General features: G+C 36.4%; 14 protein-coding genes and 1 riboswitch. Of the genes, 11 read left to right on the top strand and 3 right to left on the bottom strand.

The window, feature by feature from the left end:
- Window positions 1-52: 52 nt before the first annotated feature.
- Window positions 53-421: an ion channel gene (locus GJU32_RS20115; protein ID WP_196426751.1), complete on the top strand. Its 369-nt coding sequence runs from the start codon at window positions 53-55 to the stop codon at window positions 419-421.
- Between the two features lie 48 nt (window positions 422-469).
- On the opposite strand, the gene GJU32_RS20110 is transcribed toward GJU32_RS20115, so the two are convergent.
- Both GJU32_RS20110 and GJU32_RS20105 read right to left on the bottom strand, forming a co-directional pair.
- Window positions 470-757 carry a DUF2653 family protein gene (locus tag GJU32_RS20110; protein ID WP_155593703.1) on the bottom strand — a complete coding sequence of 96 codons (288 nt, stop codon included), beginning with the start codon at window positions 755-757 and terminating at the stop codon, window positions 470-472.
- Window positions 745-1,203: a hypothetical protein gene (locus tag GJU32_RS20105; protein ID WP_155593702.1), complete on the bottom strand. Its 459-nt coding sequence runs from the start codon at window positions 1,201-1,203 to the stop codon at window positions 745-747. Before GJU32_RS20105 ends, GJU32_RS20110 begins: the two co-directional genes overlap by 13 nt.
- 184 nt (window positions 1,204-1,387) lie before the next feature.
- Between GJU32_RS20105 and GJU32_RS20100 the strand changes: the two genes are divergently transcribed.
- The 10 genes from GJU32_RS20100 (at window position 1,388) to GJU32_RS20055 (ending at window position 16,534) form a co-directional block, all read left to right on the top strand.
- Window positions 1,388-2,404: a YdcF family protein gene (locus GJU32_RS20100; RefSeq protein ID WP_155593701.1), complete on the top strand. Its 1,017-nt coding sequence runs from the start codon at window positions 1,388-1,390 to the stop codon at window positions 2,402-2,404.
- 72 nt (window positions 2,405-2,476) lie between these two features.
- Window positions 2,477-3,763 (top strand): SEL1-like repeat protein, encoded by a 1,287-nt coding sequence (locus GJU32_RS20095; RefSeq protein ID WP_155593700.1) that lies wholly within the window; start codon window positions 2,477-2,479, stop codon window positions 3,761-3,763.
- A gap of 619 nt (window positions 3,764-4,382) precedes the next feature.
- Window positions 4,383-5,675 carry a globin-coupled sensor protein gene (locus GJU32_RS20090; RefSeq protein ID WP_155593699.1) on the top strand — a complete coding sequence of 431 codons (1,293 nt, stop codon included), beginning with the start codon at window positions 4,383-4,385 and terminating at the stop codon, window positions 5,673-5,675.
- A 256-nt stretch (window positions 5,676-5,931) separates the two neighbouring features.
- The gene (locus tag GJU32_RS20085; protein ID WP_155593698.1) at window positions 5,932-7,326 is read left to right on the top strand and encodes a protoporphyrinogen oxidase; all 1,395 of its coding nucleotides are present in this window, start codon (window positions 5,932-5,934) and stop codon (window positions 7,324-7,326) included.
- Between the two features lie 99 nt (window positions 7,327-7,425).
- Window positions 7,426-7,525: riboswitch (SAM riboswitch) on the top strand.
- 87 nt (window positions 7,526-7,612) lie between these two features.
- Window positions 7,613-9,460 (top strand): bifunctional homocysteine S-methyltransferase/methylenetetrahydrofolate reductase, encoded by a 1,848-nt coding sequence (locus tag GJU32_RS20080; protein WP_155593697.1) that lies wholly within the window; start codon window positions 7,613-7,615, stop codon window positions 9,458-9,460.
- A complete protein-coding gene (gene metH, locus GJU32_RS20075; RefSeq protein ID WP_155593696.1) occupies window positions 9,453-12,884 on the top strand; it encodes a methionine synthase in 3,432 nt (1,143 codons plus the stop codon). The genes GJU32_RS20080 and metH overlap by 8 nt, the downstream gene beginning before the upstream one ends.
- A 101-nt stretch (window positions 12,885-12,985) precedes the next feature.
- Window positions 12,986-13,486 carry a GNAT family N-acetyltransferase gene (locus GJU32_RS20070; protein WP_155593695.1) on the top strand — a complete coding sequence of 167 codons (501 nt, stop codon included), beginning with the start codon at window positions 12,986-12,988 and terminating at the stop codon, window positions 13,484-13,486.
- A gap of 108 nt (window positions 13,487-13,594) precedes the next feature.
- Window positions 13,595-14,626: a Delta(5) desaturase DesA gene (desA, locus tag GJU32_RS20065; protein ID WP_155593694.1), complete on the top strand. Its 1,032-nt coding sequence runs from the start codon at window positions 13,595-13,597 to the stop codon at window positions 14,624-14,626.
- A gap of 130 nt (window positions 14,627-14,756) precedes the next feature.
- Window positions 14,757-15,905, top strand: coding sequence for a sensor histidine kinase (locus GJU32_RS20060; RefSeq protein ID WP_420798393.1), 1,149 nt, complete (start codon window positions 14,757-14,759; stop codon window positions 15,903-15,905).
- Between the two features lie 17 nt (window positions 15,906-15,922).
- Entirely contained in the window at window positions 15,923-16,534 is a 612-nt protein-coding gene (locus GJU32_RS20055) for a response regulator transcription factor (protein WP_155593692.1), read from the top strand.
- Window positions 16,535-16,577: 43 nt separating this feature from the next.
- Here GJU32_RS20055 and GJU32_RS20050 read toward each other — a convergent pair whose 3' ends face one another.
- Complete coding sequence (locus tag GJU32_RS20050) at window positions 16,578-17,552, bottom strand: proline dehydrogenase family protein (RefSeq protein ID WP_155593691.1); 975 nt, start codon at window positions 17,550-17,552, stop codon at window positions 16,578-16,580.
- Between the last annotated feature and the right edge of the window lie 65 nt (window positions 17,553-17,617).

The following is a 17,617-nucleotide window of genomic DNA, read 5'->3' as shown; positions in this document are numbered from 1 at the left end:
CTAACTATGTTGTAGAACGTACATATAGGGTAATGAAAAAAGGAGAATGGGGATGCTGTCATTTATATTATCTTCTAAAAGATTAGTACAAGGTTTGTGGAAGTCATTTAAACGTCCACAGTTTTTATCATTATTTACAACACTATTTTTAATCATTCTATCAGGAACGTTGTTTTACAAAGGGACAGAAGGATGGTATTGGTTAGATGCCATGTATTTTGCGGTAGTGAGTTTGATTCCAACAGGCGTAGAAACAGGGTTATATCCAACAACTGCTTATTCCAAGGTTTTTACAATGATTTATTTAATTGTTGGGACAGGCGTAATGTTTATCATGTTATTAATGCTGGGTCATTCTATCGTAGATTTTTCTCTTAATGAGGAAGAAAAAGAAGAGGTTAAAAAACGTTTGAAAAAGTAAAATAGCAGTGCGATGAACCTTATGAATGGTTCATCGTACTGCTATTTTTTATGATAGTTTTGCAATTATGCCTTCTTCATCGTCTAAAACAAGTTCAATTCCTGTTGAGAATGGATCACCATGTAAAACATCCTTAATCCAAACACGTAAGGCACCAATCATTGCTGCTGTATTGAGCATCTCGATTTGACCGTTTACTTCAACCTCTGCGCCAAAGCCTGCATCATCATCGTATGTCAATTCAACAAGAACATCCTCTGGACGAATGTTTTTATAATAAGCTTGAGATAAACAAATAGCATTAATAATGTCTTGTTCGATGATTATTTGTGCCATTGTGCTTCCTCTTTGCGCTTTTTATCTTTAAACATATTCATAATTTTTACGACAAGCATCACAATAACGACAATTGCAGCTACGTTAATTAATAAACCTAAAATATTACCAAGTATCCCCATGCCACTAAAAAGACTACCGAATAATAAACCAGCAAGACCTCCAAGCATTAAACCTTTCATCAGGCCACCTGAGAAAAAGCCACCTTTTTTAGTAGTATCTGCTTTATTTGTAGAATTATTTTTATTTGTTGTTGCATTGTTTTGATCTTTAGAAGTATCCTTAGAATTTTGGATATTTGAGCTATTATTGTTGTTAGAGAAGCCTTTTTTACCCGATTTATAAGATTTAGCTTCTGCCGTTGGTGTATCCGAAATGAATAATGTTGCACCAACAGTCGAAAATATCAGTGTCGCTGCAAAAAGAGCGGCAAGAATTTTTTTCATTACTTACATTCCTCCAATAGTATTTTGAATTTGGTCATAAACTATTACTTATATAGTAATATTACATGAACTATAGTGAAAAATAAAATAAACGCTTTCAATAATTGAGCTATATCTAAAAATTTGAACAAGTAGTGACAAAAGAAGTAATTGTAAAAGCTATGCAATAGAAAGGAGTGAAACAATGCTACTAACTTTAACAATTTTCATCTCAATATTTTTGATATTGTTCCTGACAGAAAAAAGGCGCTTTCTCAACGCGGTAGCTCTTGGTCTGATAGGTGTATACATTGTCAGAGCGCTCATTATTCATTATCCTTTATTGCTACCAGATGATCAGGGAATTATTTCAGAAATGGGGATATTTATTATATTAGGAAGCTTTCCAAGCATCATGTTTATTTTATCAATAGCCATGTTTTTCAATAGTAAAGTATTGCTTGAGAAGGAAGGGCGTAAAGTACGTAATTTAATGTTAGCCATCTTGGGTCTAAGTTTTGTGATTATGATGATAGGGTATGTATTCATCATTTTTATTCAAATTGAAAATGTATTTTGGCATATTCTTTTCTTCTATGCATTTTTGATTTTTGGCTATACAATGTTTTTATACACAAGTGTCCTTGCTTATGCCACATTGTATCATTTTACACCTATACGTTATGAACCAAATTATATCATTGCACTGGGCTCAGGGTTAATTGGTGATAAAGTACCTCCACTTTTAGCAAGTCGATTAGATGAAGCAGTCAAGCAATATAGAAAGTATGGAGAGAGACCTTTTATCATTGTCTCAGGTGGTCAAGGGAATGATGAAATGGTATCAGAAGCATTTGCCATGAAACAATACTTACTAGATATACACCATATTCCCACTGACAAGATTCTGATGGAGGATCAATCGACCAATACGGAACAAAATATGGCCTTTTCGAAAAAAATAATGGACCAACATGCTCAAGTAGAACAATATCGGTCCATATTTGTTACGAATAATTTTCACGTGTTTCGCGCAAGTATCTATGCTAAAAAGGCAAAGCTAGATGCAGAAGGAATTGGTTCAAAGACAGCTTTTTACTATGTTCCAAATGCCTTTACACGAGAATTTATAGGCTTATTAGAGATGTATAAATGGACCCATATTACAGTTTTTTTAATCATTACGCTATTCGTAGGGTTACTATTGAGAGCATATGTGTAACCAAATTTCAACTGTCTTCCATATAATAGTGGCAAGACAGTTTTTTTACATAGTGCGCAAGGGAGGAAAACAATGTACGAGCAAATTTTAGCTAAGCGAAATAAAGAACGAATTGATTCCCTACAAAATCTAACACAAACAGAAAATCAATGGTTTGCTCAAAATATAAAATTACTTACAATTGCTGAAGTTAACCTAACAGCCTTGCAAAAAATATTGTATCAAATAGTGCGGGGGCTATTAAAAGAACAGCAACAACGTCATTTACAAATTGTCCATTCAGAACAGGCCAAATCCGTACAGGAGAATGTATTAACACTGTTAGCGGAATATGATGATGTCTTGCGTGATGCCATCCCCCAACCTATCTATATTCTTGTTTGGCAAATTTCTTCGCTAGAAAAATTAGCAAATAATATAGAAGTTGTAGATGATGTACTTGATATTGTTGAATGGTATTTCCGTCATCAAGATGAACAAGTCGTTATTTTAGATGAAGAGGATTTAGATCATGAGGTAATTATTGATTTATATAAAGAGGCGGTCGAGGAGCAGGATGCTGACGCCCAATATCAACTAGGGGAATACTACAACGCGAAAGAAGGCGAACATTTTCAACCTGAAAAATCTTTAAAATGGTTTGAATTAGCTGCTGTTCAGGGTAATGCCGATGCCCAATATGTGCTAGGGAATTTTTACTTTGAGGGCATTGGTGTTGAAGAAAATTATGCTCAAGCATTTTCATTATATGAAAAAGCAGCTTTACAGGGACATGCGGATGCTGCTAATAATTTAGCAGATATGTACTTTAATGGTGAGGGTGTACTAAAGGACTTTACATCAGCAAAAAAATGGTTTGACTATGCTGCTAAAAAGAACGTTGCAGAGGCGATGTTTACACTAGGGATTATCTATGAGCAGGGGTTAGGCGTTGAAATAGATGAAGAAGCAGCCTTCAGTGCTTATAAAAAATCTGCTGAAACCGGATATGTGGAAGCACAATATCGTCTTGGTGGGCTATATTTAGAGGGGCGATTAGGGCAAACGAAAGATATAAATCGTGGACTATTCTGGTATGAAAGAGCCGCTTCTCAATATCATGTAGATGCCTTCTATGATTTAGGATATATATGGAGTAATGGATTAGCAGGTATACGCAATGTTGAAAAAGGTATCCATTGGTTTAAACAGGCTGCACTTCAAGGGGATGCTGATGCAAAGCTACAACTTGGGCATATTTATAATAAAGGTGAAGGAATTGCTAGAAATCTGAAAGAAGCCATCAAGTGGTATGGACTCGCAGTAGATGCTGGCATTGAAGATGCCGTTAAAATATTACAGGAACTTAAAGGATTGTAAATTTCGTGTAAATAATACGTAGGAATTTAGAATTATTTATTCAACTATGTAATGTAGGTACTTATGTTTATTATATCTATGTTTAATTAGGTATATAAGGGTATCGTAGAGTAAGCTAAAAAATAGTAATATAGTGAAATTTAAAGAAGATAAATAAGAAAATAGAAAAAATATAAAAAAAACATGCATATTAAACAAGAAAATAGGTGAAAAAGCTACCAAATGATATAGTGGTAGCTTTTTTCTTTTCTACTATAATTATTTTGACTAGAAGGACTTTCTGTGCATTTTATGTAAATAAATGGTATTTATAAGATTGACAGTCATTTATAAAATGATTAAGGTATATGAGTGATTTTGAAAAGAAGCATACTTAAATAAAACTACTGTTAGTCATGTATTGACTAGATCTGTTAGCTGAGTGCAGATTACCTTTTATAAGATGTTCGACACGCTTTTGGAGGAAGTGGGTCAGATAAAATAGAACTAGCCTATGTAAACATAGAAATAGGGCTAATCTGATTTTATCGGTATTTTTTCTTATATCAATCAATATGTTAAAGGGTATTTGATGTTTCTCAGCCTGCTGAAAGTAAACGGAATGAAAGAGGGAAGATGTGTGATTTTTCAAAAGCAGAGAAAGACCAAGGTGTTGGATTTACAGCAATACACAGTGAAAATGGATTTGTCTAATAGCCAATCTATGGTGAAGCAAATTGAGATGCTGAACTTAACAAAACAAGACTTACAATATTTAAAGGCTTTCCAGCCATATGTTAAGGAGAATGTAGATCACATCGTAAACCGTTTTTACAACATGATAGGAACAGAACATCATTTGGTAGATATTATTAGTCATCATAGTTCAGTAGAAAAGCTTAAAGTAACGTTACGACAGCATATTATTGAAATGTTTAACGGAACGATTGATGAGGTGTATTACCAAAGGCGTGTAAAGATTGCAAAGGTGCATGTCCACATTGGGCTTAGAACACAATGGTATATATGTGCATTCCAAGATTTATCTATATCATTTATTGATTTGGTTGAAAAAAATATAGAACACCCCCAAGATCAGTTTAATACGATAAGAGCTATATCGAAAATTTGTAATTTTGAGCAACAGCTCGTTTTAGAAGCTTTTGAAAACACTGTCGAACAATTGAAAGAAAAAATGGAGCATGAGAAAGAAGCAATCGAACGACAAATTGTAGATTCTTCCGAAGAACTTGCAACAATCTCTCAGGAGACAAATAATTCATTTTGCTACCTAAGTAAGCAATCTGATGAAATTAAACTACTGGCTAAAAAATCACTTGATGTGTCTACATTAGCTGAAAATCAAGCACTTGAAGGTCGAAAACGTCTAAAAAATCAATCACAGAATATGCACAATATTATTCATTTACTTCATGATATAGAAGAAAACATAGAACAATTATCAGGTATGTCTAGGGAAATGGAAACGATTATGAGTGTCGTTACTAATATTGCTAATCAAACTAATCTGCTGGCTTTGAATGCTGCAATTGAAGCTGCCCGCGCTGGAGAAACGGGTAAGGGCTTTAGTGTAGTAGCTGATGAAGTTCGTAAATTATCTATTCAAACAAAAGAATCGGTTACAGCAGTTGCATTGCTATTGAAAAAAACGAGTGAACGGACAGAGAAATTAGAGCTTTCGCTTACAAATATTCAAGAAGAAGTGGCGTCTGGTGAGGAAAATATGTTACAGACAGAAGGCCAATTTACAAGCATATTGGGGGCAATGACAGAAGCAAAAGATCAAAATGATTGTATGGCTACGAAAATACAAGCAATCGTTGCTATATTAGGTGAGTTAGGTACTTCATTTACTGAAGTAACGAATTCAGCAGAGAATTTAGCGAGCTTTGCCCAAAATTTAAAAGGATAGACTACTAGTAGTCACTTCAATGTTTTCATATTTTTAGGCTTATTAAACACTATAGTACCTATTAATATGTGTGTTGTGTAGTCCATCTAATAATACTTGGATCTTAAAGAGCTACATATTTCTAAATCCAAAAAGAAGGAGCTATCTCAATGATGAGGTAGCTCTATTTTTGCTAAATTTGTAAAGGATTGAACGTAATATTAAATCAAAATAGGTTTATACTTATAGAAAGAACTAAAAATAGGGGCGGTTTACTATGAAAACAGTAGTTGTATTAGGTGGCGGTATTACAGGATTATGCACAATGCATTATTTACAACGTCAAGTGAAGAAAAAGCATTTAGATGTTCGGCTAGTACTTGTAGAAAAGAATACATATTTAGGTGGTAAATTATATTCAGCGTATGAACAAGGCTTTATCATGGAAACGGGTGCGGATTCAATTGTAGCCCGTCATAAAGGCGTGATGGAGTTAGTTCAGGAGCTTGGATTTGAAAAGGATCTAGTTTACAACGAAACAGGTATTTCCTATATTTATACGAATAATGAACTCCATGCTATTCCAGCAGATTCTACATTCGGTATACCAATGAGTTTGGCATCTCTTGAGGAAAGTACACTGATCTCAGAGCAAGGTAAACAAGAAGCATTAAAGGATTTGACGTTACCAAACCAAGATTTCACGAAAGAAAGCTCGATAGGAGAGTTTTTAACCTATTATTTAGGGGAGGAGCTTGTGAAAAATCAAATTGCACCAGTTCTTGCAGGTGTCTATTCAGGTGACTTACACCAGCTTTCCATTGCCTCTACTTTACCGTATTTGATTGACTATAAGAATGATTATGGAAGCATCATTAAAGGTTTTGATGCGAATCGTGAGCAATTTGTTAAAGCTGCTAACAAGAAATTTATATCTTTTAAAAATGGTTTATCTTCTTTAATCGATCGACTTGAACAAACATTAACAGATGTAGAAATCATCAAAGGTGTCGCAACAATAAATGTTAAAAAACAACATAACCAGTACACGATTGCCTTAGCAAATGGAGAAAATATTGAGACAGATTATGTCGTTCTAGCATTACCGAATGAAGCTGTACAAAGTCTAATACAGGATGAATCATTAAACCGTTATTTTGACCAATTTACTACAGCATCAGCGATTACCATGTATTTAGGTTTTGATGTGCCAGATTCTAAACTGCCAGCAGATGGTACTGGCTATATCGTCTCACATCATTCTGACGTTACTTGTAATGCCGCAACTTGGACAAGCCGTAAATGGAAGCATACATCAAAAGACAACCAATTACTTGTACGACTCTTTTATAAAAGTATCAATCCAGCGTATGAGCAATTACGTGCTATGACTGACGAAGAATTGACAGCCGTTGCTTTAGAAGATGTTAGAAAAAGCCTCGGAATAGAGGACAAGCCAACAGTTGTTAATGTAACTAAATGGATTGATCAGATGCCTAAATATGACTTAGCTCACCGAGAAGCGTTACAAGGGTTACTACAGGAGCTGAATGAAAACTATCCGAATCTATCGATTGCAGGTTGTTCTTATTTTGGAGTAGGTATTGGTGCTTGCATTCAAAATGGGAAAAAAATTGGAGAGGCGCTTGCGGAGGATCTAGCCAATTTCTAAGATTTTAAGCGAAAAATTACTTTGTTACGTGAAATAGTCTTGACTCATTCGTTAGTAAACGATATGATTCTTTTAATTATTTAAAAAATTCATACTTAATTCTTATCAAGAGAAGCAGAGGGACTGGCCCATTGAAGCTTCAGCAACCAACTTTTTGTCAGGTGCTAAATCCAGAAGACCGCTGAGTCGAAGATGAGAAGGAACAACAATGACGAATCGTTAAAGCCTTCTTTTTATAAAAGAAGGCTTTTTATTATACAGAGATATAGGAAGAGAGGCTAGTTTTATGGGATTGCTTGAAAGGTTAAAAACGCATGTATTGACGGCAGACGGTGCAATAGGGACAGTGCTTTATGGCTATGGTTTGGAGTATTGTCATGAGGAAATGAATGTTCAAAGACCAGAGTTAATTGAAAAGATTCATAGAGAGTATATTGCGGCTGGTGCTGACATTATTCAAACGAATACGTACGGTGCAAATGCCATCAAATTAGCTCGCTATGGATTAGAATCACGTGTCCAACAGTTCAATGAAGCGGCTATCACAATTGCGAAGAGAGCTGCGGCAGACGGAGGTCAATTTGTCTTAGGGACAATTGGAGGTATTCGTGGTATTCGTAAAAGTGATGCAACATTAGATGAAATAATAGCGACTGTTGAAGAACAAGCGAGTGTTTTACTTGCAGGTAATCCAGACGGCCTTTTACTCGAAACCTATTATGATTTTGAAGAATTAACAGCTACATTAACGATGCTACGTGCAAAAACAAATCTACCGATTATTGCACAAGTGTCTATGCATGAGCCTGGTGTTTTACAAAATGGTATGTCTTTAAATAACGCCCTACATGAACTAGAGGCACTAGGTGCAGATATTGTTGGTGTCAATTGTCGACTAGGACCACATCATACAATTCAAGCATTTGAAGGTGTAGAACTTCCTGAGAAGGCATTTATGTCAGCTTATCCGAATGCTTCACTTCTAGACTTAGAAGATGGGCGTGTTGTTTATGAGTCAGAGGCTGATTATTTTGGTCGAGCGGCTGTGGAGCTGCGTGACCAAGGAATGCGCTTAATTGGTGGTTGCTGTGGTACGACACCAAAGCATATAGCAGCAGCGAAGAAATATTTAGAAGAGTTATCACCCGTTAATGAAAAACATGCAAAACCAGCAAAGATTGAGGTTGTTCGCGAAGCAGAGCCAACAAAATATGAACCTCTTCATGAAAGAGTAAAACGTGAACGCTCTGTAATTGTAGAGCTAGATACACCTAGACATTTAGAGATTGATGGATTCCTTGAAGGAGCAAAACAATTATATGATGCAGGCGCAGATGTAGTCATGATGGCGGACAATTCACTAGCCTCCCCACGAATTAGCAATATTGCCATGGGGGCATTGTTGAAGAACACTTATGGTGTAAGACCACTTACACATATTACATGTAGAGATCGTAATTTAATTGGTCTGCAATCACATTTAATGGGGTTAAATGCATTAGGGATTCATGATGTATTAGCTGTTACAGGTGACCCAACAAAAGTTGGAGATTTCCCAGGTGCAACAAGTGTTTATGATGTATCTTCAATGGAACTTATCCAATTAATTAAGCAGTTAAATGAAGGGGTCTCATTCTCAGGTAAACCACTTCGTAAAAAAGCAAATTTTTCAGTTGCTGCTGCATTTAATCCAAATGTCCGTGTATTAGATCGTGCTGTGGCACGTTTAGAGAAGAAAATTGAACATGGTGCAGACTACTTTATTTCACAGCCAGTGTACACAAAGGAAAAAATTGTGGAAATTTATGAGGCAACAAAGCATTTACAAGCACCGATTTATATTGGGATTATGCCCGTTACGAGTTATAAAAGTGCTGAATTTTTACATCATGAAGTACCGGGCATAAAATTATCTGAAGATGCATTAGCGAGGATGAAGGCCTGTGGTGATGATAAGAAACGTGCAACCTTTGAAGGAATTGCCATTGCCAAGGAATTAGTAGAAGTGGCTGCACAATATTTCAACGGCATTTACCTCATTACACCATTTTTACGCTACGATGTGACACTAGAGTTGATGAAATATATAGAGCAATTGGATGAACAGAAAAAAGGAGTAAGTATACATGGCTAAGCACTTGATTAAAGAACAACTAGAGAAACGTATTTTAATTCTTGATGGCGCAATGGGAACAATGCTACAAAACGAAAACTTATCAGCAGAGGATTTTGGTGGTGAGGAGCTTGATGGTTGTAATGAAAATCTTGTGCTAACGAGACCTGATGTCATTGAGAAAATTCACCAAAAATATTTAGAGGCAGGCGCAGATATTATTTGTACGAATACATTTGGCGGAACACCACTTGTATTAAATGAATATGATCTTGGCGCAAAAGCAGAAGAAATTAATAAACGTGCTGTCGAAATTGCTCGACAAGCAGTTGATAATTTTTCAACATCTGATTGGCCACGATTTGTTGCAGGAGCTATGGGTCCAACAACAAAAACGTTGTCAGTAACAGGTGGTATTACATTTGATGAGCTTGAGGAAAATTTCTATGTACAAGCGAAAGCATTAATAGAGGCAGGATCAGACGTGCTGTTACTAGAAACAAGTCAGGATATGTTAAATGTAAAAGCAGGTACACTTGGCGTAGCACGTGCTTTCGAAGCTACTGGAAAAGAGCTACCGGTCATGATATCAGGAACAATTGAGCCTATGGGTACTACACTTGCAGGGCAAACGATTGATGCTTTTTATATTTCTATAGAGCATATTAAACCATTATCAGTTGGTTTAAACTGTGCGACAGGACCAGAGTTTATGACGGATCATATTCGTTCATTAGCAGAACTTTCAACAGGCTATATTAGCTGTTATCCGAATGCAGGTTTACCGGATGAAGAAGGTTGTTATCATGAGTCTCCAGATTCTTTGTCGCAAAAGTTAAAAGGCTTTGCAGAAAAAGGTTGGCTTAACATTGTAGGTGGATGCTGTGGGACGACTCCAGCTCATATTGCAGCCATTCGTGAAGTTTTAAAAAATGAACAACCCCGCCAGCTACCAGAAAAAACACATGGTCACGTAGTGTCAGGTATTGAGCCATTATTGTATGACGATTCTATGCGCCCATTATTTATTGGCGAAAGAACGAATGTTATTGGCTCTCGAAAATTTAAGAACTTGATTATTGATGGGAAATTTGAGGAAGCAGCGGAAATTGCACGTGCACAAGTAAAAAATGGTGCCCATGTTATTGATATTTGCTTAGCCAACCCAGATCGTGATGAATTAGCTGATATGCGTGGCTTTATGCAGGAGGTTGTGAAAAAAGTTAAGGTTCCTCTTGTTATTGACTCAACAGATGAAAAAGTAATTGAGGAAGCATTAAAATATTCCCAAGGGAAAGCCATCATTAATTCTATTAATCTAGAAGATGATGAAGAACGATTTGATGCAGTAATGCCACTCGTGAAGAAGTATGGCGCCTCCTTAGTCGTTGGAACAATTGATGAAAAAGGAATGGCGGTTGATCGTCATCGCAAGCTTGAAATTGCTGAACGGTCCTATCAGCTATTAACCGAAAAATGGGGAATTGAACCAGAAGATATCATCTTTGATCCATTGATGTTCCCAGTAGGTACTGGAGATGAGCAGTATATTGGCTCAGCTCTTGAAACAATTGAGGGGATTCGTTTGATCAAAGAAAAACTGCCACAGACATTAACCGTACTTGGTGTAAGTAATATCTCATTTGGTTTACCACCAGTCGGTCGTGAAGTTCTTAATGCTGTGTATCTCTATCATTGTACACAGGCTGGTTTAGACTATGCCATTGTTAATACAGAGAAGCTGGAGCGTTATGCATCCATTCCTGAAGAGGAAATTAAACTAGCAAATGATTTGCTGTTTAATACAAATGATGAAACATTGGCTGTGTTCACAGATTTCTATCGTGATAAAAAGAAGGAAAAAACCGAAGCAGATATTCCGAAAACGGTTGAAGGTCGTTTAGCTTACTATATATTAGAAGGTACAAAAGAAGGTCTAATTGAGGATTTAGATGCTGCACGTGAAATCTTTGAGGCACCGCTTGATATTATTAATGGTCCTTTAATGGAGGGTATGGCTGAGGTAGGTCGATTATTTAATGATAACCAACTCATTGTAGCAGAAGTTTTACAATCAGCAGGAGTTATGAAGGCTGCTGTTGCACATTTAGAGCAATTCATGGAGAAGGATGAAGAGAGTGCCGGTAAAGGGAAAATGGTACTTGCCACTGTAAAAGGTGATGTGCACGATATTGGGAAAAATCTTGTTGATATTATTTTAAGTAATAATGGCTTTAAGGTTGTGGATTTAGGAATTAAAGTAACGCCTGCACAATTGATAGAAACTATTCGCAAGGAAAAACCAGATTTTATTGGGCTATCCGGTTTACTGGTTAAATCAGCGCAGCAGATGGTCACTACTGCACAAGATTTCAAAGAGGCTGGAATAGATGTACCTATTTTAGTTGGTGGAGCTGCACTTTCTCGACGCTTTACAGAAACAAAAATTGCCAATGAATATGATGGTCCAGTTATTTATTCAAAGGATGCTATGCAAGGATTAGAGCAAGCAAATTTATTGATGGGTGATGGGACACGTGCAAACTTCTTAGCAGAAATTGCGGAATCTCGTCAAAAACGGTTAGAGGCTGATGAAAAACGAGCTGCTCGTCCCGCGAAAGAGGTAACGATAAAGCCTGCGCGTACAGTAAAGGAAGCATCCGTATTTTTACCAGCTGATTTACGCCGCCATGTGAAGAAAGATTATGCAGTATCGCATTTATATCCATATGTTAATATGCGTACATTACTGGGACACCATTTAGGCTTGAAAGGGCAAGTTCAGCAGTTGCTTGATGCTGGTGATACAAGAGCAACAGAGTTAAAGGATTTAGTAGATGATTATTTAAAAAGTGATCTATTAAAGCCTTCAGGTTTGTATCAATTTTTCCCTGCTCAAGCAGATGGCGATGATGTAGTTGTTTATGATCCTGCTGATAGAAAGACAGAAATTGAACGTTTTACCTTCCCACGTCAGCAGGTTGAACCATTTTTATGTCTTGCTGATTTCTTAAAAACTGTGGAGAGTGGTGAAATGGATTATATTTCTCTCATGGTGGTAACAGCAGGACAAGGTGTTATGGCCAAAGCTCGCCAATTAAAAGAGGATGGTAAATTCCTTGAAAGTCATGCCTTACAATCAACTGCACTAGAATTAGCAGAGGGCTTTGCTGAACGTATGCATCAAGAAATTCGTGACCAATGGGGATTCCCTGATGCAACAGACTTCACAATGAGAGATCGTTTTGCAGCAAAATATCAAGGCCAACGTTTTTCATTCGGTTATCCTGCATGCCCTAACTTGGAGGATCAGGAAAAACTATTTGGTTTATTAAAGCCTGAGGATATTGGCGTTCATCTAACAGAAGGTTTTATGATGGAGCCAGAAGCATCTGTATCAGCAATTGTTTTTGCTCATCCTGATGCTCGTTACTTCAATGTATAGGGAGTAAAATAGGATGGATATAGATAGTGGATTGAAAGCCTATCTATATCTACTTCTCTTGCCATTAAACATGAGGATAATTTCGGAAGGACGTGAGCAAAGTGATTCGATTTATGACAATAAAAGATATACCTGAGGTTTTGGACATCTATAATGATATTATTTTAACAAGCAAGGCAGTCTATCGATATGAAATACAAACTTTAGATGAAAAAGAGCAATGGTTTAAGGAGCAGCAAACATTAGGAAATCCATTGCTAGTATTTGAAGAAAATGGTGTTGTTGCTGGCTTTGCAACCTATAGTCAATTCCGTCCTTATCCAGGTTATAAACATACAATGGAGCACTCCGTCTACGTGCATAAAGAGCATTATCAAAAAGGCATTGCTACAAAGCTCATGCACAGACTGATAGCAATTGCAGAAGAGAATAGTGTAAAAACACTTGTAGCTGGCATAGACGGAGAAAACATAGGTAGTATTAAAGCACATGAAAAATTAGGCTTTGAATATGCAGGGACAATAAAAAATGCAGGCTATAAGTTTGAACAATGGCTAGACCTTGTGTTCTATCAGCTACATTTGATTGGACCAAAATCATAAAAGGATATGACAAATGTCATATCCTTTTTGTGATGTTTGCGTCTGTTACTGACTTGTACTCTTGCTTTATGATGAGATCATAAGGAAAAGGAAACGAGGGAGTAAAAGATGGCAACAATTAAAGAAAAAACGAAAAAGTTACGCCAAGATGTAGCGCCATTTGCTAAATCTGATATGCGTAAAAGTGTTTTTCAAATGATAAATACAATTGTACCGTTAATTGCGTTGTGGGTGGCTGGTTATTTGTTAGTGGATGTTTCACCTTGGTTAACAGCCGGTTTAAGTGTTATTTCAGCTGGATTTGTTGTACGAACTTTTATAATCTTTCACGATTGTACACACGGTTCATTTTTTAAAAGTAAAAAGGCAAACGACTGGGTTGGATTTTTTACAGGAGTGATAACATCATTCCCATATGAAAAATGGAAACGTGAACATACAATTCACCATGCAACAAGCTCGAACTTAGACAAGCGTGGTATCGGTGATATTGATATGATGACAGTGGAAGAATATATGCAAGCCTCAAAGGGTCAACGATTATGGTATCGTTTTTATCGTAATCCATTCGTTATGTTTGGGTTAGGACCTTTATATATGGTACTTGTCTTAAATCGTTTTAATCGTAAGGATGCAAAGAAAAAGGAACGTTTCAACACAATGTTAACGAATATTGTCATTGTTGGACTTTGTGCCGCTTTAATTTTCTTCATGGGCTGGCAAGCATTTTTATTAGTCCAAGGCGTTACATTATTTATTGCAGGTTCCCTAGGTATTTGGTTATTTTATATTCAGCATACGTATGAAGATTCTTACTTTGAACATGACACAGAGTGGGATTATGTAAAAGCCGCAGTTGAAGGTAGCTCATACTATAAATTACCAAAAATTTTACAGTGGGTTACAGGGAATATCGGTTTCCATCATGTCCATCATTTAGCTCCTCGTGTACCGAACTATAATCTTGAAAAGGCACACAATGAAACACCACCATTGCACATGGCGACAACAATTACTTTAGGTACAAGTTTAGAATCATTACGTTACAAGTTGTATGATGAAGAGCAAGGTAAATTTATTTCGTTTAAAGAAGTAAATGAAATTATAAAACGCAAAGCTAGAGGCAGTATTGCCGCTTAACTAATAACAGCCATCTCTGAAAGGGAGATGGCTGTTTTATGTAAATGGAAGGGGCTTGTCCAAAGCATGCACAGGCAAAAAATCAATTTTCTTGTTATAATAAGGGAAAAGTAGGAAAGAGCGTGAGATTATGTTGAGGAAATGGCATAGTATTATCCCGAATAGTCCAATGCTCAGTGTGTATTTATGGATTATTTTTTGTTTCCTACCGTTTTTCTTCATTTTTAGGAAATCATCTTATATAGAAATTTCTATAGGAATTACGTTTTTAATGCTCTATTTTATTTTCTATCGATTTTCCATGAATTCGAAAAGCGGTTTAGTTTATATGTGGATCAGCTTTGAAATGGTCATAAATATTGTCATGACCATTTTATATGGCTATGTATATCTATCCATTTTCACAGCATTTTTTATTGGAAACATAAGAAGACCCGTCGGCTTTTATATTATGTACGGTCTACATATAGGGTTTACAGTTATTTCTACAGGTGTTGGTTTCTTTGTTGAGCTTCAGTTATTTTTATCGCAGCTACCTTTTGTTGTGTTAACCATATTAGCTGTTGTGCTATTGCCATTAACGATTTATTCCAAAAATAAACGTGAAAACCTAGAGGGACAGTTAGAAACAGCCAATGAACGTATTGCTGAGTTAATTATTTTTGAGGAACGACAACGTATAGCTCGAGATTTACATGATACATTGGGACAAAAATTATCCATGATAGGTTTAAAAAGTGACCTAGCCTCTCGGTTGATTGAACGTGACCCACAGCAAGCTTTAATTGAGATTAAGGATATACGACAAACTGCTAGTATTGCCTTAAAAGAGGTTCGTGAATTAGTTTCAGGGATGCGCACCGCGAAATTTGAGGATGAGCTAATGCGAATCTCTCAAATATTAAAGGCGGCAGAAATGGAATTTGTCTTTGATGGCGATAAAAACGCATTGCAAGTTCCACCGCTTGTAGAAAATGTGTTATCAATGTGCTTAAAAGAGGCGGTCAATAATGTTGTAAAACATAGTGGGGCAACAAAATGCGAAATTGCTTTCCATCAAAACTTTAAAGAAGTTTACTTAGTAGTTCGAGATAACGGACAAGGGATTACGAAAAAACAAGCATGGAAAACTGGTAACGGATTGAAAGGAATGCGTGAACGCTTAGAGTTTATCAATGGGTCCGTTAAGATTGAAAGTGTTGAAGGTACTACATTAACGGTAACCATTCCAGTGGCTATTACGCATCAGAATGGCAAAGGAAATCTGAAGAACATATAGAAAAGAGGCTTGTGGACATGATACGAATTGTGATTGCTGAAGATCAGGGGATGCTATTAGGCGCTCTTCGCTCTTTACTTAGTATGGAGGAGGATATGGAGGTCGTTGGCTTAGCAAAAAATGGTGAGGAAGCATTGATGCTTGTGCAAGAGTATCAGCCTGATATTTGTATTATGGATATTGAAATGCCAGTTAAAACGGGACTAGACGCAGCAGAAGAAATGCATAGCTCTGGCTCTGATTGTAAAGTCATCATTTTAACTACATTTGCTAGACCAGGTTATTTCGAGCGCGCTAGAAAAGCAAGTGTAAGAGGCTACTTACTAAAGGATAGTCCTATAGAGGAATTAGTGAGTGCGATTCGCACAATAATGGACGGCAAACGAATTTATGCACCAGAACTCGTTGATTTTGTCTATGAAGATGATAGCGAAAATCCTTTAACAGATCGGGAAAGTCAGGTACTGACACTTGTGGCAGAAGGTAAGACTACGAAGGAAATTGCCGCAGAGCTATTTTTATCTGCTGGAACCGTTCGTAATTATATTTCAACGATTTTAGAAAAACTAAACGTTGGTAATCGTATTGAGGCCATTGCTCGCTTTAAAGAAAAAGGATGGAACAAATAAAAAGAGAACCTTACCGCATTAGCGGAAAGGTTCTTTTCTATTTTTACTTATTACGTTTTGTTAAACGTCCAAGAACGAATGCACCAGCTGCTACAGCAAGAACTGTATTCGTTTTTTTCGTAAACACTTGCTTTGTTACAAGGTTAAGGTTTTGAGGACGCTCAGCTAAACGGCGCATAAAATAGCCGTACCAATCTTCACCGAATGGAACGTATACACAGAAGTTATAGCCTTCTTTTGCAAGCTCTTTCTGCATGTCAGTACGGAAACCGTATAACATCTGGAATTCAAATTTATCAAGCGGAATATTATGATCAGCTACAAAGCGTTTAACATGTGCGATGATATTGTGATCATGTGTTGCGATTGACGTAAATTTGCCGTGTAGCAAATGATATTCAATCAACTCAATAAAGTTTAAATCGATATCTAATTTATCTTGATAAGCTACTTCGACAGGCTCTTTATAAGCACCTTTTACGATACGTAAACGGTAGTCCTTGAACTTTTCGATATCATCTTTTGCACGGTAAAAGTATGATTGGATTACTGTTCCAACATTATTAAATGTTTTAGATAACTCTTCTACCATATCAAATGATGTTTGAAGACGACCGTAGTCTTCCATGTCAAAATTAACAAATATATCATAAGAAGCGGCTTTTTCTACGATTTCATACAGGTTGTCATAACAAAAATCAACATCGATGTCTAAACCTAATTGAGATGGTTTTAATGAAATATGTGCAGCAACACCGTTCTCATGGATGGATTCGACCACAGCAAGGATTTTTTCTTTTGAGGCAGTTGCTTCTTCTTTACTTGAAACGAATTCACCTAGGTTGTCTACTGTACAAGAAATATTATGTGCATTTAGTTCTTTGATGCTTGCAATTGTTTCTTCGATATTTGTACCAGCTACTACACTTTGTGCTCCTAATTTTAGGCCATATTTCTTTGCAGTACTATTTAATAGTTGGTTTTCAGATAAATGGATGAAAAAATCGCGTAATAACATGGTCATTCTCCTAACTGCATTTTCTTCTTAGTATAACACAAATTATTTAAACTATATTAAATTCA

The organism is Lysinibacillus cavernae (assembly GCF_009724685.1).
Lineage (GTDB): Bacteria > Bacillota > Bacilli > Bacillales_A > Planococcaceae > Lysinibacillus > Lysinibacillus cavernae.
The sequence above is the reverse complement of the archived record's forward strand: the minus strand, read 5'-3'. Positions and strand labels throughout refer to the sequence as shown.